The organism is Modestobacter sp. SYSU DS0511, from assembly GCF_054050755.1.
Genome location: NZ_JBJGZY010000002.1, coordinates 23065 through 42842, shown reverse-complemented (window position 1 = coordinate 42842; position 19778 = coordinate 23065). Strand labels below are relative to the sequence as shown.

The following is a 19778-nucleotide window of genomic DNA, read 5'->3' as shown; positions in this document are numbered from 1 at the left end:
TTCCCCGCCGGTCACCCAGCTCGACCCGCCGCCCCTGCCCACCTGCTGGTGGTCAGGCGGCCGCACGACCCGTGAGGAGCACCCCGCACCGTGAGCAGCGCCCCGTCAGAGAACTTCGTGCACCTGCACGTGCACACCGAGTACTCGATGCTCGACGGGGCCGCGAAGCTGGGCGAGGTGACCACGGCCGCCGCCGAGGAGGGCATGCCGGCGCTGGCGATGACCGACCACGGCAACGTGTTCGGCGCCTACGACTTCTACAAGCAGGCGAAGTCCGCCGGGGTCAAGCCGATCATCGGCATGGAGGGCTACTACACCCCCGGTTCCCGGTTCGACCGCGCCCCGTTCGACTTCGGCGACAAGCTGATCGACGAGGAGGGTGACGGCGGGTCCAACCGCGGCAAGGCCGCCTACACCCACATGACCCTCCTGGCCCGCACCACCGAGGGCATGCACAACCTGTTCCGGATCTCCTCGCTGGCCAGCCTGGAGGGCCAGTACCGCAAGCCGCGCTTCGACCGCGACCTGCTGGAGAAGTACGGCAAGGGCCTGATCGCCACCACCGGCTGCCCCTCCGGTGAGGTCAACATGTGGCTGCGCGCCGGCAAGGTCGACCGCGCCCGCCAGGCCGCGGCGGACTTCCAGGACATCTTCGGGCGGGAGAACTTCTACGCCGAGGTGATGGACCACGGGCTGGCCATCGAGAAGAAGACCAAGCCCGCGCTGCTGGAGATCGCCAAGGACCTCGGCATCCCGCTGCTGGGCACCAACGACCTGCACTACACCCGCCGGGAGGACGCCGACGCGCACGACGCGCTGCTGTGCATCCAGACCGGCTCGCGGCTCAACGAACCCAACCGCTTCAAGTTCAACGGCGACGGCTACTACCTCAAGTCCGCCGCCGAGATGCGCGCGCTGTTCCGCGACATGCCCGAGGCCTGCGACAACACGCTGCTGGTCGCCGAGCAGTGCGAGGTCAGCTTCACCGAGGGCGCCGACCTCATGCCCCGGTTCCCGCTGCCGGAGGGCGAGGACGAGACCTCCTGGTTCGTGAAGGAGGTCGAGCGCGGGCTGCACAAGCGGTACCCGAACGGCATCCCCGACCACGTGCGCAAGCAGGCCGACTACGAGGTCGGGATCATCACCCAGATGGGCTTCCCGGGGTACTTCCTCGTGGTCGCCGACTTCATCAACTGGGCCAAGGACAACGGCATCCGGGTCGGGCCCGGCCGTGGTTCGGCCGCGGGCTCCCTGGCCGCGTACGCGATGGGGATCACCGACCTCGACCCGCTGCAGCACGGGCTGATCTTCGAGCGGTTCCTCAACCCCGAGCGCGTCTCGATGCCCGACGTCGACATCGACTTCGACGACCGCCGCCGCGGCGAGGTCATCCAGTACGTCTCGCAGAAGTACGGCGAGGAGCGGGTCAGCCAGATCGTCACCTACGGCACCATCAAGGCCAAGGCCGCGATCAAGGACGCCGCCCGGGTGCTCGACCGGCCCTACTCGGTGGGCGACGAGCTGACCAAGCTGATGCCGCCCGGCGTCATGGGCAAGGACATCCCGCTGTCGGGGATCTTCGACCCCAAGCACGACCGGTACAAGGAGGCGGCGGAGTTCCGCGCCCGGTACGAGTCCGACCCGGGCGCCGCCGAGGTGGTCGACCAGGCGCGCAAGCTCGAGGGCCTGAAGCGGCAGTGGGGCGTGCACGCGGCCGGCGTGATCATCGGCCGCTACCCGCTGATCGACAGCATCCCGATCATGCGCCGGGAGGCCGACGGCGCGATCATCACGCAGTTCGACTACCCGACCTGCGAGACCCTCGGCCTGCTGAAGATGGACTTCCTGGGCCTGCGGAACCTCACGGTCATCGACGACGCGCTGCGCAACATCGAGCGCAACGGCAAGGCGCCGGTCGACCTCGACGAGATCAGCAAGGACCTCACCGACAAGAAGACCTACGAGCTGCTCGGTCGCGGTGACACCCTCGGCGTCTTCCAGTTCGACGGTGGCCCGATGCGGTCGCTGCTGCGGCTGATGCGCCCGGACAACTTCGAGGACATCTCCGCCGTCGGCGCGCTCTACCGGCCCGGCCCCATGGGTGCGAACTCGCACACCAACTACGCGCTGCGCAAGAACGGCCAGCAGGAGATCACCCCGATCCACCCCGAGCTGGCCGAGCCGCTCGAGGAGATCCTCGGCCAGACCTACGGCCTGATCGTGTACCAGGAGCAGGTCATGGCGATCGCGCAGAAGGTCGCCGGGTACTCCCTCGGCAAGGCCGACCTGCTGCGCCGGGCGATGGGCAAGAAGAAGAAGTCCGTGCTGGACGCCGAGTTCGTCGGCTTCGAGGCCGGGATGAAGGCCAACGGCTTCTCCTCCGCCGCGGTCAAGACGCTCTGGGACATCCTGGTGCCCTTCGCCGACTACGCCTTCAACAAGGCGCACTCGGCCGCCTACGGCCTGGTCTCCTACTGGACCGCCTACCTCAAGGCGAACTACCCGGCCGAGTACATGGCCGGGCTGCTCACCAGCGTCGGCGACGACAAGGACCGCCGCCCGGTCTACCTCGCCGAGTGCCGCCGGATGGGCATCAAGGTGCTCCCGCCGGACGTCAACGAGTCCTCCTGGGACTTCACCGCGGTCGGGAACGACATCCGCTTCGGCCTGGCCTCGGTGCGCAACGTGGGCACCAACGTCGTCGAGTCGATCGTGCGGGCGCGGGAGGAGAAGGGTGCCTTCAAGGACTTCGCCGACTTCATGCGCAAGATCGACACGGTGGCCTGCAACAAGAAGGTGATCGAGTCCCTGGCCAAGGCCGGTGGGTTCGACTCGCTCGGCCACTCCCGCCAGGGCATCGCGGCGATCCACGCGCAGGCCGTCGACTCCGCGATGAGCCTCAAGCGCAAGGAGGCGGAGGGGCAGTTCGACCTGTTCGGCAGCTTCGGTGACGGGGACGGCGACGTCGCCGACCCGCTGAGCGCCGCGCTGGACATCCCGATCCCCACCGCCGACTGGTCCAAGGCCGAGCGGCTGGTGTTCGAGCGGGACATGCTGGGCCTCTACGTCTCCGACCACCCGCTGCACGGGGTCGAGCACGTGCTCACCTCGCACGCCGACACGGCGATCGCCGAGATCGTCTCCGGCGGGGTCGAGGACGGCGCGAACGTCACCATCGCCGGCATCCTCACCGCCGTCGGGCCGCGCACCAACAAGCAGGGCGCCCCGTGGGCCATCGCCACGCTGGAGGACCTGGAGTCCGGCATCGAGGTGCTGTTCTTCCCCAAGACCTGGCAGCAGGTGTCGGACAAGGTGGTCCGCGACCAGATCGTGGTGGTGAAGGGGCGGATCAGCCGCCGCGACGACACTCCCTCGCTGTTCGGCTCCGAGGTCATGATCCCCGAGCTCACCGAGGGGCCGCGCGGCCCGGTGCTGGTCTCCATGCCCGCCACCCGGTGCACCCCGCCGGTGGTGGAGCGCCTGCGCGAGGTGCTGGGCAGCCACCCCGGCACGACCGAGGTGCAGCTCAAGCTGCTCAACGGCGGCCGGGAGACCGTTCTGCGGCTGGACCAGGGGCTGCGCGTCCAGCCGAGCACCGCGCTGATGGGCGACATCAAGGCGCTGCTGGGGCCGACCAGCGTCGCCCTGCTGTGAAGCAGGAGCCCCTGACCCCCGCCACTCGCCCGCTCGCGGCGGGCCCCTGCAGGGGCCGGGTGATCGGCTCACCGTCTGCTGCCCACGCAACGCAGAGTGGCGCGGGTGAGGATGGAGCGGTGACCACCTCCACCCCCGGCCCCGTGCCGCCGTCGTCGTGGGCACCTCCGGCCGGGGACGGGGTCTCCCTCGCGGCCCACCGGGCGGGCGTGCCCGGGCTGCGCGACAGCCGTGCCGACCTGCCCGCCGCGCTGCTCGCGGTCGGAGCGCTCACCGTCGCCGGGCTGCCCGTGGGTGGACTGTGGGTCTGGCTCGCCCCGCGAGCGGATTTCCGGGTCACCGACACCGACGTGGTGCCGGTCGGCCCGGCGCCGTCCAACGAGCTGTTCATGGCCGATGACGGCGTCTTCGTCCTGCTGCTCGCCGGGCTGGGCCTGGTCGCCGGGGTCGCCGGCTGGCTGTGGCGGCGCCGGCGCGGCGTGATGCTGCTCGCCGGCCTGGCCACCGGCACGCTCGCCGCCGGCCTGGTCGCCTGGCAGCTGGGGGAGTGGCTGGCCCCCGGGCCGACCGAGGAGGAGCTGGGCCGGGTCGGCGCGACGGTGACCACCGGCGTCGAGCTGGGGGCGACCGCTGCCCTGGCCGTGGGCCCGTTCGTCGCCGTGCTGGTCTACCTGGTGGCCACTGCCCTCACCGCGCGCGACGACCTGGGCCGTGCCGAACCGGCCGACCAGCCGGTGGCCCAGCTGCCGCCGGCCGGCCGGCCACCGCTGCCACCGGTCCCGCCCCCTCGCCCGCGGGCCTGAGGCCTCGCTGGCCCCGTCCCGAGGCTCGCCCGAGCTGGCGAGGGGCGACGTGGGCGGGGTCCTCCCTCAGTTGGGGGTCATCGGGCTGGCGAACTGGGCCAGCGGTACGGGCACCGCGCCCAGCGTGCGCAGCAGGGTGAGCTCGCGGCGGAGCAGCCGGGACTCCATGGCCAGCCGGCGGCGGGTCGCCGACTCCGCGAGCAGCGCCTGGCGGTCGTCGGTGGTCAGCAGCGCCGCCGAGGCGACCAGCCAGGACAGCCCCCGGGCGTCGTCGCTGACCTCACGCACGGCCGCCGCGGTCGGGTCGGGGTCCTCCCCGTCGCCGTCGCCGTCGTTCCCGGTGAGCGCGTCGAGCACGTCCTCCGGGAGCGCGCCGACGCCACCCTGGCGTACCGCCACATCGGCGACGTAGCGGGCGAACAGCTCCCGTACGTTGCCCGCCAGCAGCTCCAGCGAAGCACGGGCGACGTCGGTGACCAGCTCGTCGGCGCGGTCGTCCGCGGGCCCGTCGACCGGGCCGGCGGCGGTCAGGGCCGCCGGATGTCCCTCGCCGGCGGCCTCGGAGTCCCCGGCCGCCTCCTCGGCGGCCTCCTCCTCGACCAGCCACTCGACCTCGGCGCGCAGGTACGGCGGCTCGCCGCTGTCCGGGTCGGGGAGCAGCACGTCGAGCAACCGGAAGCGCTCACCGCCCACGGCCACCACCCGGTAGCCACCGTCGGGCCGGGGGGAGATGAGCCGGAGGACCGCGGTGCAGCCCACGTCGAACAGCGCCTCGGCCGGCGCGACCTGCTCGACCTCCCAGCCCTGGCGGATCGCGACCACGCCGAACCGGCGCTCCGGCCCTTCGGGCAGCGCACCCAGCTCGGCGACCAGCCGGCGGTACCGCGGCTCGAAGATCTGCAACGGCAGCACGACGCCCGGGAACAGCGGGGTCCCCAGCGGGAACAGCGGGATCACCGCACGGCTCTCGCCCACACCGGGAGCCTAGGGGCACGGCGGCCCGGGGACCTGACCACACCGGGCGGCTCCACCCCGGTGGAGGCCCCCGACCGGCTCCCCCGGGGGCGTCGGACCCGCCGACTACGCTTGACAGGCCGTTCACCGCTCCCCGGAGGTGCCCCGTGCTCGCCCGCATCGACCTGCGTGGGTCCGCGCTGCCCGGGCCGCGTGAGCTCGCGCACCTGCTGCCCCGCGCCGCCACCGACATCGACTCGGTCCTCGCGGTCGTGCGGCCGATCTGCGAGGACGTGCGCCTGCGCGGTGCCCAGGCCGTCCGCGAGATCACCGCCCGGTTCGACGGCGTCGACGCGGAGGACTTCACCGTTCCGCGGGCCGCCCTCGACGAGGCGCTGGCCGGCATCGACCCCACCCTGCGCGCTGCGCTCGAGGAGTCGATCGCCCGGGTCCGCAGGGTGCACGCCGACCAGCGGCGCAGCGACGTCACCACCGACGTCGTCCGGGGCGGCACGGTCACCGAGCGCTGGGTGCCGGTCCGCCGCGTGGGGCTGTACGTCCCCGGTGGGCTCGCGCCGCTGCTGAGCTCGGTGGTGATGAACGTCGTCCCGGCCCAGATCGCCGGGGTCGAGTCGATCGCGGTGGCCACCCCGCCGCAGCGGGACAACGGCGGGCTGCCCGACCCGGGCGTGCTCGCCGCCTGCGCGCTGCTGGGCGTCACCGAGGTGTACGCCGTCGGCGGGGCCCAGGCGATCGCCGTGTTCGGCTACGGCGCCGGCGACTGCGCGCCGGTCGACATGGTCACCGGCCCGGGGAACGTCTACACGACGGCGGCCAAGCGGCTGCTGCGCGGGCTGATCGGCATCGACTCCGAGGCCGGCCCGACCGAGGTCGCCGTGCTGGCCGACGACACCGCCGACCCGGTGCACGTCGCCGCCGACCTGATCAGCCAGGCCGAGCACGACCCGCTGGCCGGTGCGGTGCTGGTCACCACCAGCGAGCAGCTCGCCGACGCCGTCGTCGACCTGCTCCCCGCGCAGGTGGCGGCCACCAAGCACGGCGACCGGATCACCACGGCGCTGGGCGGCAGCCAGTCCGGCGTCGTCCTCGTCGACGACCTGGACGCCGGCCTCGCCGTGGTCGACGCCTACGCCGCCGAGCACCTGGAGATCCAGACCCGGGACGCCCGCGCGGTGGCACTGCGGGTCCGCAACGCCGGCGCGGTGTTCGTCGGGCCGTGGGCGCCGGTGTCCCTGGGCGACTACGCCGCCGGCTCCAACCACGTGCTGCCCACCGGCGGCTGCGCCCGGCACTCCAGCGGGCTGAGCGTGCAGACCTTCCTGCGCGGCATCCACCTGGTCGAGTACGACGAGCAGGCGCTGGCCGAGGTGGCCGGGCACATCGACGCCCTGGCCAACGCGGAGGACCTGCCGGCGCACGCGGCCGCCGTCCGGGCCCGCGGCCGATGACGTCCCTGGACGACCTGCCGCTGCGCCCGGAGCTCCGCGGCCGCACGCCCTACGGCGCGCCGCAGCTGGCCGTGCGGCACGCGCTGAACACCAACGAGAACCCGTACCCGCTGCCCGCGCCGCTGCTGACCGACCTGGCCACCGCGCTGGCCGAGGCTGCGCCCGGGCTCAACCGCTACCCCGACCGCGACGCCACCGCGCTGCGGGCCGACCTCGCCACCTACCTGACCCGCACCAGCGGCGTGCCGGTCGACCCGGCGCAGGTGTGGGCGGCCAACGGCTCCAACGAGGTGCTCCAACAGCTGCTGCAGACCTTCGGCGGCAGCGGGCGGACGGCCCTGGGGTTCACCCCGTCGTACTCGATGCACCCGATCATCAGCGCCGGCACCGCGACCCGCTGGGTCGACGGGCACCGGCGGGCCGACTTCACCATCGACCCCGCGCGGGCCGCCGCCCAGGTGCGCGAGGTCGCCGCCGACGTCGTCTTCGTGACCAGCCCGAACAACCCCACCGGCACCGCCGTCGAGCTGGACACGATCGCCGCGCTGTACGACGCCACCCCCGGGGTGCTGGTCGTCGACGAGGCGTACACCGAGTTCGCCCGTGCCGGCACGCCCTCGGCGCTCACCCTGCTGGCCGGTCGGCCGAGGCTGGTGGTCAGCCGCACCATGAGCAAGGCCTTCGGGATGGCCGGGCTGCGGCTGGGCTACCTGGCGGCCGACCCGGCGGTGGTCGACGCCGTCCAGCTGGTCCGGCTGCCCTACCACCTGAGCTCGCTCACCCAGGCCGCCGCCCGGACGGCGCTGGCGCACACCGACGCGCTGCTGGCCACCGTCGACGCGGTCAAGACCGAGCGCGACCGGATCGTCGCGGCGCTGCCCGGCCTGGGGCTGACCAGCGTGCCCAGCGACGCGAACTTCGTGCTCTTCGGCCGGTTCGCCGACGCGTCCGCGGCCTGGCGGGCGCTGCTGGAGCGGGACGTGCTGGTCCGCGACGTCGGGCTGCCCGGCTGGCTGCGGGTCACCGCCGGCACCCCCGAGGAGACCGACGCCTTCCTCACCGCGCTGGGTGAGATCGCCGCCGACCACCGCACCACTGAGGGAGACTCGAGCTCATGAGCCGCACTGCACGCGTCGAACGGGCCACCAGCGAGACCAAGCTCGTCGTCGAGCTCGACCTGGACGGCACCGGCACGTCCGACGTCGCCACCGGGGTCGGGTTCTACGACCACATGCTCACCGCGCTGTCCAAGCACAGCGGCATCGACCTGACCGTGCACGCCGACGGCGACCTGCACATCGACGCCCACCACACCGTCGAGGACGTCGCGATCGCGCTGGGCCAGGCCTTCGCCGAGGCGCTGGGCGACAAGCGCGGGATCACCCGCTACGGCGACGCGACCATCCCGATGGACGAGGTGCTGGTGCAGGCCGCGGTCGACCTGTCCGGCCGGCCGTACTTCGTGCACGCGGAGCCCGAGAACATGACGCCGATGATCGGGCCGGACTACCCGACGTCGCTGACCAAGCACGTGCTGGAGTCCTTCGCGTTCAACGCCCGGATCAGCCTGCACGTGCGGGTGCTGTACGCCGGCCGCGACGCCCACCACATCGTCGAGGGCCAGTTCAAGGCGCTCGCCCGCGCGCTGCGCACCGCGGTGGCGATCGACCCGCGGGTCAGCGACGTCCCCTCCACCAAGGGCGCGCTGTAACCGGATGAACTTCGGGATCGTGCTGCTGATCGTCGGCGGCTTCCTGCTCGGCGGCGCCTACAGCATCTTCAAGGCCGACTCCGACACCGACGGGCGGACCGGCGTCCAGGTCGGGTTCGCCGTCCTGCTGCTGGTCGCCGCCCTGCTGGCGACGGCCGCCGGCGTGCTCCGGCTGGTCTGACCCGCCGGGAATGCCGGCGGGCCGCCCGGGGCTGCTGGGTAGCGTGAGTGCTGTGAAGAAGGTCGTCGTGCTCGACTACGGGTCGGGCAACCTCCGCTCCGCCGAGCGGGCGCTGTCCCGCGTGGGTGCCGACGTCACGGTCACCGCCGATCCGCAGGCGGCGCTGGACGCCGACGGGCTCGTCGTCCCCGGCGTGGGTGCGTTCGCCGCCTGCATGGACGGGCTGCGCGCCGTCGACGGTCCGAAGGTGATCGGCCGGCGGCTGGCCGGTGGCCGGCCGGTGCTCGGCATCTGCGTCGGCATGCAGGTCCTCTTCGAGCGGGGCGTCGAGCACGGCCAGGACGCCGACGGCTGCGGCGAGTGGCCCGGCGTGGTCGAGCAGCTGCACGCCCCGGTGCTGCCGCACATGGGCTGGAACACCGTCCAGCCGCCGGAGGGCTCGACCCTCTTCGCGGGGCTGGCCGACCAGCGCTTCTACTTCGTGCACTCCTACGGGGTCCGCGAGTTCCCGCTCGCCGAGGCCGGGGTCACCGGGCGGCTCACGCCGCCGGCGGTGACCTGGGCCGAGCACGGCGACCGGTTCGTCGCCGGGGTGGAGAACGGGCCGCTGTCGGCCACCCAGTTCCACCCGGAGAAGAGCGGCGACGCGGGCGCCCAGCTGCTGACGAACTGGCTCGACACCCTCGACTGAGGTCCCCTCCGACTGGGCCGGGCCACCCCTAGGGTGATCCGGCCCACGTCTGTCGGAGGTGTCCCGTGCGGTCCGCCCGCCTGCTCGGCCCGGTCGTCCTGCTGCTCCTCGGTGCCCTGGCCGCGCTGAGCATCGCCGTCCTGCAACCGCCGGACCCCGCCCCGGCCGACGCCCCGGACGGTGAGTTCAGCGCGGCGCGGGCGTTCGAGCACGTCGAGACGGTCGCCGCCGAGACGCACGTGACCGGCAGCCCGGCCAACGACCGGGTGCGCGAGCACCTCGTCGACACCCTCACCGAGCTGGGGCTGGACCCGCAGGTGCAGGACGCGGTCGGCGCGAACCCCGGCGGGCCCGGCGAGCTCGAGGTCGCCCGGGTCCGCAACGTCGTGGGCCTGCTGCCCGGCACCGACCCCAGCGGCCGGCTCTTCCTGGTCGCCCACTACGACTCGGTCGAGAACGGGCCCGGCGGCAACGACGACGCCGCCGGGGTCTCCACCGTGCTGGAGACGGCGCGGGCGCTGACCACCGGGCCCCGACTCCGCAATGACGTCGTCGTCGTGCTCACCGACGCCGAGGAGGCCTGTCTCTGCGGCGCCGAGGCGTTCGTCCGCGACCACCCGCTGGCCGACGACGGTGGGGTGGTGCTGAACCTGGAGGCCCGCGGGACCGGCGGCCCGCCGGTGATGTTCGAGACGGCCACCGGCAACGCCGCGCTCGCCGGGGTGTTCGCCGGCGCGGCGCCGCACCCGGTCGCGACCAGCTTCGCCGTCGAGGTCTACCGGCTGCTGCCCAACGACACCGACTTCAGCCCGTTCCTCGACAGCGGCCGCTTCACCGGGCTGAACACCGCCTACATCGACGGGTCGGCGGCGTACCACACGCCGCTGGACACCCCGTCGCGAATGAACCGCGGCAGCCTGCAGGCGATGGGTGACAACACCCTGGCGCTCACCCGTGAGCTGGCGCAGGCCGACCTGGACGAGCTCGCCGAGCCCGCGGCCGGGGACGCGACCTACTTCCCGGTGCTGGGCCGGCTGCTGCGCGTGCCCGGCTGGACGGTGTGGCCGGTCGCGCTGCTCGCCGTCGGGGCGGTCGGCGCGCTCGCCGTCGTGCTGCGGCAGCGGGCCGGCACGCCACTGCGCCGCACCCTGGCCGGGTTCGCGCTGGCCGTGGTCCCGGTGGTCGCCGCGCCGTTGGCCGGCCAGGGGGTGTGGGCCCTGCTGGTGGCGGTGCGCCCCGGCTATGGCGGGATGACCGACCCCTGGCGGCCGGGCTGGTACCGGGTCGCGGTGGTGGTGCTCGTGCTCGCCGTCGTCCTGGCCTGGTACGCGCTGCTGCGCCGGCGGGTGGGCGCCGGCGCGCTGGCCGCCGGTGGGCTCGGCTGGCTCGCCGTGCTGGGCGTGGTGCTGGCGGTGGTGGCGCCCGGCGGCTCCTACCTGGCGGCCGTTCCCGCGCTCGTCGCGGCGTTGGCCGGTGTCGTCGCGGTGCTGGCCCGGCCGGGTTGGGTGCGGCCAGTGGCGGCGCTGGGAGCCGGAGCGGTCGCCGTGCTGGTCCTCGCCCCCACGATCGCGCTGTTCTTCCCCGCCCTGGGCCTGGCCACCGGTGCGGCGCCGGCGCTGTTCACCGTGCTGCTCGCGCTGGTGCTGCTGCCGGTGTTCGAGCTGCTCTTCCCCGCCTCGCCGACCCGCGGGCGTGCCGTGGTGCTGGTGCCCGGGGTGGCCGGCGTGGTGGCTGCCGCGCTGCTCGTCACCGGGCTGGTGGTCGACCGGTTCGACGCCGAGCACCCGGCGCCGACCCAGCTGATGTACGCCCTGGACGCGGACTCGGGGGAGGCCTGGTGGATCAGCACCGAGGACGACCCGGTGCCCTGGACGGCGGAGTACCTGGCCGGGCCGGACGCCGACCAGGGGGAGCTGACCGAGGTCTTCCCGGTCTTCTCCGGGGAGGTGGCCACCGGCCCGGCCGAGGCTGCGGACCTGCCGTCGCCCGGGGTGGCGGCCACCACCACGCCGGTGGACGGCGGCCGCGAGGTGACCGTGCGGGTGACCTCCGAGCGCGACGCGCGGCTGCTGGTGCTCGACGTCTCCGGTGCGGAGGTGACCGGCGGCGAGGTGCTCGGGCGCGACGTGCCGGGCAGCGCGCTCGGGGGGCAGCGGCTGACCGTGACCGTGCACGCGCCGCCGGCCGACGGTGCGACGGCCACCTTCCGGCTGGCCGGCGACGGGCCGGTGACGGTGCGCGCGCTCGACGGCACCGACGGGCTGGCCGACGTGCCCGGCTTCGCGGGACGGCCGGACGACGTCGGGATCGCCGGCACCCACACCTCGGACCTGCTGGTGGTGTCGACGGCGCTGACCCTCTGAGCCCTAGCTGCGCAGGTAGGAGGCGCCGTTGACGTCGATGATCGTGCCGGTGGAGAACCGGGCCCCCGGTGAGGCGAGCCAGAGCACGGCGGAGGCGACCTCTTCCGGGCGGGCCACCCGGCCGTAGGGCGACTGCGCCCGCACGGCGTCGCCGCCCGGGCCGTCGAGCACCTCGCGGGCCATCTCGGTCTGCACGAAGCCCGGGGCGACGGTGCCCACGGAGATGCCGTGCGGCGCCAGCGCGAGCGCCATCGACTGGCCGAAGGCGTTGAGCCCGGCCTTGCTCGCTCCGTAGGCGGGGTTGTTCGGCTCGCCGCGGAACGCGCCCCGGCTGGAGACGTTGACCACCGCGCCACCGCCGGCGGCGATCAGGTGCGGCAGGGCGCGGAAGGTGGCGTTGGCCGGGCCCACCAGGTTCACCGCCAGGGTGTGCTGCCAGGCGGCCTGCCACTCGTCGTAGCCGGTCTCCAGCGGCGGGTGCGCGGTGAAGACGCCGGCGTTGTTCACCAGCACGTGGAGGCCGCCCAGCGCCGCGGCGGCCTCGTCGACCATCCGCCCGACGGCGTCCGGGTCGGTGAGGTCGGCCTGGACCAGCACGTGCCCCGCGCCGGGCAGCTCGGCCAGCACCTGCTCGGCGCGCTCCCGGGAGCCGCCCCAGTGCACCGCCACCCGGTCGCCCCGGTCGGCGAAGGCCAGCGCGATGGCGCGGCCGATGCCGCGGGAGGCGCCGGTCACCAGCACGGCACGGGAGGTCTGCTCGTCAGCCACGGGAGCAGTCAACCAGTCACCAGCTGCCACGGTGCACGACCTCGTCCAGGCCGCGGCGACCCCGCCGGAGTGACGGTGACCGCCGGTCCTCCCCGCCCGGGTAGCCGATCGACAGGCACCCGACCGGGGTGTGGGAGTCGGGCACGCCGAACGCGGCACGCAGGGCGGCGACCCGTTCCGGCGGTACGCCGAAGAAGCAGGCGCCCAGGCCCTCGTCGACCGCGGTGAGCAGCACCAGCAGCGAGGCCATGCCGGCGTCGACGTGCCAGTACGGCACCGGCCAGCGGGCCTCGTCCCGGTCGGTCCAGCCCTTGTCGGGCTCGGCGTACCGGTCCAGGTAGGCGTCCTTGGACGAGAACGGCACGATCAGCAAGGGCGCCCGGCGCATCCGGGTCAGCCAGCCGTCGGGGGTGCCGCCGTCGGTGGTGGCGGCCCAGAACCGGTCGCGCTCCTCGGCGGTCTCCAGCACCAGGAACGCCCAGCCCTGGCTGAACCCGGCCGAAGGCGCCCGGATCGCGTGGTCGAGCAACCGGTCGCGCACCTCCGGCGGCACCGGCCGGTCGGGGTCGTAGTCGCGCACCATGCGGCGGCGCCGGACGACGTCCCCGAACTCCATGCGGACACCCTGCCGCAGCGGTCCGACGGGCCCGTCGGCGGTGTTCCCTAGGCTGGACCCGTGCCGAAGCTGCAGCTGCTCCCCGCCGTCGACGTCGCCGACGGCCTCGCCGTCCGTCTGGTGCAGGGGGAGGCCGGGAGCGAGACCTCCTACGGCGACCCCCTGGAGGCCGCGCTGGCCTGGCAGCGCGACGGGGCGGAGTGGGTGCACCTGGTCGACCTCGACGCCGCGTTCGGGCGGGGGTCCAACCGTGAGCTGCTGGCCCGGGTGGTCGGGGAGCTCGACGTCGACGTGGAGCTGTCCGGGGGCATCCGGGACGACGAGTCGCTCGCCGCCGCGCTGGCCACCGGCTGCCGGCGGGTCAACCTGGGCACCGCGGCGCTGGAGTCGCCGGAGTGGTGCGCCCGGGCGATCGCCGAGCACGGCGACCGGATCGCCGTGGGCCTGGACGTGCGCGGCACCCGGCTGGCCGCCCGGGGCTGGACCAAGGAGGGCGGCGAGCTGTACGAGACCCTCGCCCGGCTCGACGAGGAGGGCTGCGCCCGCTACGTCGTCACCGACATCACCAAGGACGGCACCCTGCGCGGGCCGAACCTCGACCTGCTGCGCGAGGTCTGCGCGGCCACCCCGCGCCCGGTGATCGCCTCCGGCGGCGTCAGCTCCCTCGACGACATCCGCGCCCTGGCCGGGCTGACCGAGGTGGGCGTGGAGGGCGCGATCGTCGGCAAGGCGCTGTACGCCGGGGCGTTCACCCTGCCCGAGGCGCTCGCGGTGACCGCCGAGTGAGCGCCCTGCGGATCGGCTCCGGCGCGCCGTGGGAGGACGTCGTGGGCTACAGCCGGGTCGTCGTGGCGGGCGACAGCGCCTGGGTGAGCGGGACGACGGCGACCGCCGACGGCGTCGTGGCGTACCCCGGGGACGCCGCCGGGCAGACCCGGGTGGCCCTCGGCGGGATCCAGCGGGCGCTGGACGAGGCCGGCTTCACCCTCGGCGACGTGGTGCGCACCCGGATGTACGTCACCGACATCAGCCGCTGGGAGGAGGTCGGGCGGGTGCACGGGGAGTTCTTCGGCCTGGTCCGGCCGGCCACCGCGATGGTGCAGGTCGCTGCCCTCATCGACCCGGCGATGCTGGTGGAGATCGAGGCCGACGCCGTTCGGGGCGCTTCGGTGCGGGGTGTGGCATGAGCCTCGCCGTGCGGGTGATCCCGTGCCTGGACGTCGACGCCGGCCGGGTGGTCAAGGGCGTGAACTTCGTCGACCTCGTCGACGCCGGTGACCCGGTGGAGATGGCCCGGGTCTACGACGCCGAGGGCGCCGACGAGCTGACCTTCCTGGACATCACCGCCAGCTCCGGTGACCGCGAGACCACCTACGACGTGGTCCGCCGCACCGCGGAGAGCGTCTTCATCCCGCTCACCGTCGGCGGGGGTGTGCGCAGCGTCGGCGACGTCGACAAGCTGCTGCGCGCCGGCGCGGACAAGGTCGCGGTGAACACCGCCGCCGTCGCGCGGCCGGAGCTGATCGCCGAGATCGCCGACCGGTTCGGCAACCAGGTGCTGGTGCTGTCGCTGGACGCCCGCCGGGTGCGCGACGGCGCGGTCACCGACTCGGGCTTCGAGATCACCACGCACGGCGGCCGCCGGGGCACCGGCCGGGACGCCGTCGAGTGGGTCGTGCAGGCCGCCGAGCTCGGGGTCGGCGAGGTGCTGCTGAACTCCATGGACGCCGACGGCACCCGGGCCGGCTTCGACACCGAGCTGATCCGTGCGGTGCGCCGCGAGGTCACCGTGCCGCTGATCGCCAGTGGGGGAGCAGGGGCGGTCGACCACTTCCCGCCCGCGGTCGAGGCCGGCGCGGACGCGGTGCTCGCCGCGAGCGTCTTCCACTTCGGGCAGCTGCGGGTCGGCGACGTCAAGGCCGGCCTGGCCGCCGCCGGGGCGCCGATCCGCCAGGAGACCGACCACCCGCTGCGCTGATCCGTCCCGCGCAGGGCGCCGACGCACCCCCCCGAGCACGGTGCGCTGAGGGCGCACTTCGGCAGCGGAACGTGCCCTCAGCGCACGGTGCTCCGCCGGGTCCGCCCGGCCGGGGGCACCACGAGGCCCGCCGCGGTCACTCGACGGTCAGGTCGACGCAGGCGACGTCCTGGCGGCCGCTCACCCAGAGCAGCACCTCGAGCGGGGCACCCACCACGGTCGTGGTCGGGGTGCCCTTGCGCAGCCGCCGCTCGCTGCCCGGGGCGCCGTCGGGGACGTCGCTGCGGCGCACCATCACCCCACCCTCGGTACGAGCCGCTTCCCGGCCCCGGGCCAGGAACGGCACGGCCTTCCACAGCTGGTCCTGCACGTCGCGGGGCAGCTCCCGCGGCGACCAGTCCGGCTGGGCGCGCCGCACGTCCTCGTGGTGGATCACCAACTCGGTGGTGTTCAGCAGCCGGTCGGCCACCGGCCAGGACCCCGGCAGCCACCTCGGTGGTCCCGAGCGGAGCGCGGCCACCAGCTCGGGCCAGTCGCGGGCGGCGCCGGTCCGCTGCTGCACGCGCTGGGTCCACGTCGCGAACGGCCCACCGACGGCCAGCCCGGGCATCGAGTCCGGGCGGCGGTCGCGCACCACCAGGTGCGCGGCGAGGTCACGGGTGGTCCACCCGGCGCACCGGGTCGGCTGGTCGGGACCCAGCTCCTCGAGCAGGTCCGCCAGCGCCGCTCGCTCCGACCGGGACACGGGCACGGAGGGAGGAGGCACGCCCCGAGGCTATGCCAGCTCCGCCCCGGGCGGGGCCCGGAACGAGACGGCGGGGCCCGGAACGAGACGGCGGGGCCGGAAACCGATTAGGCCGGGTAAGCAACCCGGGTAGGCTGCGGACGCCGCCCCGCACCACCGACAGGAGGCCCCGTGCCGCGCCGCAGAGACGCCGTGGTCCGCCGCGGCGTCCGCCACGTCGGGCGCGCAGTCGCCGGGCAGCCGGGCATCTTCACCCTCGCCGTGCTGGGCAGCAGCCTCTACGGCGCGATGACCGTCGCCAGCGCCTATGTGGTCGGCGGGATCACCGAGCGGGTGCTGCTCCCGGCCTTCGAGGAGGGCGACACCACCGCCGGCGCCCTCTCCCTGGCCGCGCTGACGATCGTCGTCGTCGCCCTGCTGAAGATCGTCGGCATCCTCGGCCGCCGGCTCTTCGCCGGGATCATGAGCTACCGGCTGCAGGCCGAGTACCGCCGGCGGGTCACCGGTCAGTACCTGCGGCTGCCGTTGTCCTGGCACCAGCGCCACCCGACCGGCCAGCTGCTGTCCAACGCCAACTCCGACGTCGAGGCCGCCTGGTTCTTCGTCGCTCCGCTGCCCTTCGCCTGCGGCGCGCTCGTCATGATCGCGATCACCATCGCGGCGCTGGTCCTCACCGACCCGCTGCTCGCGGTGGTCGGCTTCGTCGTCTTCCCGCTGGTCTTCGTGATCAACGCCGTCTACAGCCAGGTGATGAGCCCGCGGATGGCCCGCGCCCAGCAGTTGCGCGCCGAGGTCAGCGAGATCGCCCACGAGAGCTTCGACGCCGCCCTGGTGGTCAAGACCCTCGGCCGGGAGGCCGACGAGACCGCGCGCTTCGCCTCGCGGGCCGACGAGCTCCGCGACAGCCTGGTCGCCGTCGGCCGGGTGCGCGGCCTGTTCGACCCGCTCATGGAGGCCCTGCCCAACCTCGGCACCCTCGCCGTGCTGCTGGTCGGCGCCGAGCGCGTCGCCGCCGGCGCCACCGGCGCCGGTGACCTGGTCTCCATCTCCTACCTGTTCACCCTGCTGGCGCTGCCGATCCGCGCCATCGGCTGGGTGCTCGCCGACCTGCCGCGCGCGCTGGCCGGCTGGGACCGGGTCACCCCGGTGCTGGAGGCCACCGGCGAGATCCCGCACGGACCGGACGCCGCGCCCGGCGGCGACCGCGGTGCCACCGTCGGCCTGCGTGAGGTCGGCTTCGGCTACGCGGGCGCCACCCGGCCGACGCTGGACGGCGTCACCTTCGACGTGCCCGCCGGCCGCACCCTCGCCGTCGTCGGGCCCACCGGCGCGGGCAAGTCGACCCTCGCCGGCCTGCTCGTGCGCCTGGTCGACCCGCAGCGCGGCGACGTGCTGCTCGACGACGTCGATCTGCGCACCCTGCGCGAGGGCGAGGTCAGCGACCAGGTCGCGTTCGTGGCCCAGTCGACCTTCCTCTTCGACGACACCGTGCGCGACAACATCACCCTGGGCGGCGACTTCACCGACGCCCAGGTGCACGAGGCGCTCCGGATCGCCGCGGCCGACGACTTCGTCGCCCGGCTCCCGCACGGCCTGGACACCCGGGTCGGGGAGCGTGGCGCCAGCCTCTCCGGCGGCCAGCGCCAGCGCCTCGCCCTGGCCCGCGCCGTCGTCCGCCGACCCCGGCTGCTCGTGCTCGACGACGCCACCAGCGCCGTCGACCCCGCCGTGGAGGCGCGCATCCTCGACGCGCTGCGGGCCGCCGACCGCCCGGCCACGGTCGTCGTCGTCGCCTACCGCCAGGCCACCATCGCCCTCGCCGACGAGGTCGTCTGGCTGGAGCGCGGCCGCCTGGTCGCCCGCGGCAGCCACGCCGAGCTGCTCGCGCAGGTGCCCGGCTACGCGCGGCTGGTCCGCGCCTACCAGGAGCCCGACGGCGCAGCGGCCGATCGCGCACCCGCGGAGGCGCAGGCGTGAGCACGATGGAGACTCCCGGGGACGGCGACGTCGTCCTCGCCGCCGACCGCCGGCCGGAGAGCGCCACCGCCACCCTCCGCCGCGGCCTGCGGATGATGCCGGAGTTCCGCCAGGGCCTGCCGGTCACCTTCCTGCTCGCGCTGATCGCCACCGCCGGCCGGGTGGTCGTGCCGATCGCCGTCCAGCAGGTGCTCGACCGCGGGCTCGGCGCCCCCGGTGGCCCGGACGTCCCGCTGGTCCGCGAGCTGGTGCTCGTCTCCGCGGTCGTCGTGGTCGTCACCGGTGTCGCGGTCTACCGGATGAACGTGCGGCTGTTCCGCACCACCGAGACCGCGCTCGCCGGGCTGCGGGTGCGCGCCTTCCGGCACGTGCACGACCTCTCGGTGCTCCACCAGCAGGGTCAGCGGCGCGGATCGCTGGTCTCCCGGGTCACCAGCGACATCGACCAGCTGTCGGTGTTCATGCAGTGGGGCGGCGTCCTCGGCCTGGTCAGCGTCGGCCAGCTGGTCGTCGCCACCGTGGTGATGGCGGTCTACTCCTGGCAGCTCACCCTGCTGGTGCTGGCCTGCTTCGTGCCGCTGGCGATCGCGGTGAAGTGGTTCGCCAAGCGGCTGGCGGCGGCCTACGGCGTCGTGCGCGAGCGGGTCGGGGACGTGCTGGCCGCCGTCGGGGAGTCCGTCGTCGGCGCGCCCACGGTGCGCGCCTACGGCATCCGGGCCCGGACGGCGGCCCGCATCGACCGCGCCATCGACCGGCACTACCGCGCCTCCGTCGACGCGCAGAAGGTCACCGCCGGGGTCTACGTCAGCGGCGAGCTCGTCGCGGCCGTCGCCAACGCCGCGGTCGTGGTGGTCGGCGTGCTGCTGGGCATCGCCGGGGACATCAGCGCCGGCACGCTGGTCGCCTTCCTGTTCCTGGTCACCCTGTTCGTGGCGCCGGTGCAGACCGCCAGCGAGGTGCTCAACGAGGCGCAGAACGCCGTCGCCGGGTTCCGCCGCGTGCTCGACGTGCTGGACACCGAGCCCGACGTGCGCGACCCCGCCGACGGCCGCGCGCTGCCGCCCGGACCGCTGGACGTGCGCTTCGACCACGTCTCGTTCGCCTACGCCGCCGGCGGCCGCAAGGCCCTCGACGACGTCGACCTGACCATCGCCGCGCGCACCCGGGTGGCGATCGTGGGGGAGACCGGCTCGGGCAAGACCACCTTCGCCAAGCTGGTCACCCGGCTGATGGACCCGACGGAGGGGCGCGTGCTGGTCGGTGGGGTCCCGCTGGACGAGGTCGCCTTCGCCTCGCTGCGCCAGCGGGTGGTGATGGTGCCCCAGGACGGCTTCCTCTTCGACGCGACGGTGGCCGACAACGTCCGCTACGGCCGGCCCGGCACGACCGACGCACAGGTCACCGCCGCCTTCGACGAGCTCGGCCTGGGCGACTGGGTGGCCGGCCTCCCCGACGGCGTGGCCACCCCGGTCGGCCAGCGCGGGGAGTCGCTCAGCGCGGGGGAGCGGCAGCTGGTCGCCGTCGCCCGCGCCTACGTCGCCGACCCCGACCTGCTGGTGCTCGACGAGGCGACCAGCGCCGTCGACCCGGCCACCGAGATGCGGCTGACCCGGGCCCTGGACGCGCTCACCGACGGGCGGACGACGCTGACCATCGCCCACCGGCTGTCCACGGCGGAGCGGGCCGACGAGGTGCTCGTCGTCGACGCCGGCCGGGTCGTGCAGCGCGGCACGCACGCCGAGCTGGTCGACAGCGAGGGTCCCTACGCCCGGCTGCACGCCTCCTGGCGGCGCAGCTCCGGCCGGCAGCCGGAACCGGCAGCCCCCGTCCTGCCGCTGCCCAGCTGAGCGTCAGGGGCCCTCCTACCC

17 protein-coding genes are annotated in these 19778 nt (G+C 74.4%); 13 read left to right on the top strand and 4 right to left on the bottom strand.

Annotation, left to right across the window (positions count from 1 at the left end):
• The first annotated feature begins 90 nt into the window (after nucleotides 1–90).
• Both dnaE and ACI783_RS01450 read left to right on the top strand, forming a co-directional pair.
• Nucleotides 91–3654: a DNA polymerase III subunit alpha gene (gene dnaE, locus ACI783_RS01455; RefSeq protein WP_457138793.1), complete on the top strand. Its 3564-nt coding sequence runs from the start codon at nucleotides 91–93 to the stop codon at nucleotides 3652–3654.
• Between the two features lie 119 nt (nucleotides 3655–3773).
• The gene (locus tag ACI783_RS01450) at nucleotides 3774–4457 is read left to right on the top strand and encodes a DUF2567 domain-containing protein (protein ID WP_457138792.1); all 684 of its coding nucleotides are present in this window, start codon (nucleotides 3774–3776) and stop codon (nucleotides 4455–4457) included.
• Between the two features lie 66 nt (nucleotides 4458–4523).
• Here the strand turns inward: ACI783_RS01450 and ACI783_RS01445 are convergent, their stop codons facing one another.
• On the bottom strand, nucleotides 4524–5432 hold the full coding sequence (locus tag ACI783_RS01445; RefSeq protein ID WP_457138791.1) for an LON peptidase substrate-binding domain-containing protein: 909 nt from the start codon (nucleotides 5430–5432) through the stop codon (nucleotides 4524–4526).
• Nucleotides 5433–5578: 146 nt separating this feature from the next.
• On the opposite strand from ACI783_RS01445, the gene hisD reads away from it, so the two are divergent.
• The 6 genes from hisD to ACI783_RS01415 all read left to right on the top strand — a co-directional run bounded on the left by hisD (nucleotide 5579) and on the right by ACI783_RS01415 (nucleotide 11826).
• Nucleotides 5579–6880: a histidinol dehydrogenase gene (hisD, locus tag ACI783_RS01440; protein WP_457138790.1), complete on the top strand. Its 1302-nt coding sequence runs from the start codon at nucleotides 5579–5581 to the stop codon at nucleotides 6878–6880.
• Complete coding sequence (locus tag ACI783_RS01435) at nucleotides 6877–7998, top strand: histidinol-phosphate transaminase (RefSeq protein ID WP_457138789.1); 1122 nt, start codon at nucleotides 6877–6879, stop codon at nucleotides 7996–7998. Before hisD ends, ACI783_RS01435 begins: the two co-directional genes overlap by 4 nt.
• Nucleotides 7995–8591 carry an imidazoleglycerol-phosphate dehydratase HisB gene (gene hisB / locus ACI783_RS01430; RefSeq protein ID WP_457138788.1) on the top strand — a complete coding sequence of 199 codons (597 nt, stop codon included), beginning with the start codon at nucleotides 7995–7997 and terminating at the stop codon, nucleotides 8589–8591. The genes ACI783_RS01435 and hisB overlap by 4 nt, the downstream gene beginning before the upstream one ends.
• Before the next feature lie 4 nt (nucleotides 8592–8595).
• A complete protein-coding gene (locus tag ACI783_RS01425; protein WP_457138787.1) occupies nucleotides 8596–8772 on the top strand; it encodes a hypothetical protein in 177 nt (58 codons plus the stop codon).
• Between the two features lie 52 nt (nucleotides 8773–8824).
• Nucleotides 8825–9463, top strand: a complete 639-nt coding sequence (hisH, locus tag ACI783_RS01420; RefSeq protein WP_457138786.1) for an imidazole glycerol phosphate synthase subunit HisH — start codon at nucleotides 8825–8827, stop codon at nucleotides 9461–9463.
• Nucleotides 9464–9528: 65 nt separating this feature from the next.
• The gene (locus ACI783_RS01415) at nucleotides 9529–11826 is read left to right on the top strand and encodes a M28 family peptidase (protein ID WP_457138785.1); all 2298 of its coding nucleotides are present in this window, start codon (nucleotides 9529–9531) and stop codon (nucleotides 11824–11826) included.
• A 3-nt stretch (nucleotides 11827–11829) separates the two neighbouring features.
• Here the strand turns inward: ACI783_RS01415 and ACI783_RS01410 are convergent, their stop codons facing one another.
• Entirely contained in the window at nucleotides 11830–12594 is a 765-nt protein-coding gene (locus tag ACI783_RS01410; protein ID WP_457138784.1) for an SDR family NAD(P)-dependent oxidoreductase, read from the bottom strand.
• Between the two features lie 16 nt (nucleotides 12595–12610).
• Nucleotides 12611–13210, bottom strand: coding sequence for a nitroreductase family protein (locus ACI783_RS01405; protein ID WP_457138783.1), 600 nt, complete (start codon nucleotides 13208–13210; stop codon nucleotides 12611–12613).
• 60 nt (nucleotides 13211–13270) lie between these two features.
• Between ACI783_RS01405 and priA the strand changes: the two genes are divergently transcribed.
• From priA to hisF, 3 genes are read left to right on the top strand one after another with little or no spacing between them, the layout of a single operon-like run.
• A complete protein-coding gene (gene priA, locus ACI783_RS01400; RefSeq protein WP_457138782.1) occupies nucleotides 13271–13996 on the top strand; it encodes a bifunctional 1-(5-phosphoribosyl)-5-((5-phosphoribosylamino)methylideneamino)imidazole-4-carboxamide isomerase/phosphoribosylanthranilate isomerase PriA in 726 nt (241 codons plus the stop codon).
• Nucleotides 13993–14397: a RidA family protein gene (locus ACI783_RS01395; protein WP_457138781.1), complete on the top strand. Its 405-nt coding sequence runs from the start codon at nucleotides 13993–13995 to the stop codon at nucleotides 14395–14397. The genes priA and ACI783_RS01395 overlap by 4 nt, the downstream gene beginning before the upstream one ends.
• Nucleotides 14394–15188 (top strand): imidazole glycerol phosphate synthase subunit HisF, encoded by a 795-nt coding sequence (gene hisF, locus ACI783_RS01390; protein ID WP_457138780.1) that lies wholly within the window; start codon nucleotides 14394–14396, stop codon nucleotides 15186–15188. The genes ACI783_RS01395 and hisF overlap by 4 nt, the downstream gene beginning before the upstream one ends.
• Nucleotides 15189–15324: 136 nt before the next feature.
• On the opposite strand, the gene ACI783_RS01385 is transcribed toward hisF, so the two are convergent.
• On the bottom strand, nucleotides 15325–15954 hold the full coding sequence (locus tag ACI783_RS01385) for a TIGR03085 family metal-binding protein (protein WP_457138779.1): 630 nt from the start codon (nucleotides 15952–15954) through the stop codon (nucleotides 15325–15327).
• 150 nt (nucleotides 15955–16104) lie between these two features.
• Here ACI783_RS01385 and ACI783_RS01380 point away from each other — a divergent pair, with 150 nt between their 5' ends.
• Together ACI783_RS01380 and ACI783_RS01375 are read left to right on the top strand one after the other, a co-directional pair.
• On the top strand, nucleotides 16105–17910 hold the full coding sequence (locus tag ACI783_RS01380; protein ID WP_457138778.1) for an ABC transporter ATP-binding protein: 1806 nt from the start codon (nucleotides 16105–16107) through the stop codon (nucleotides 17908–17910).
• 5 nt (nucleotides 17911–17915) lie between these two features.
• The gene (locus ACI783_RS01375) at nucleotides 17916–19757 is read left to right on the top strand and encodes an ABC transporter ATP-binding protein (RefSeq protein WP_457138917.1); all 1842 of its coding nucleotides are present in this window, start codon (nucleotides 17916–17918) and stop codon (nucleotides 19755–19757) included.
• Nucleotides 19758–19778: the final 21 nt, after the last annotated feature.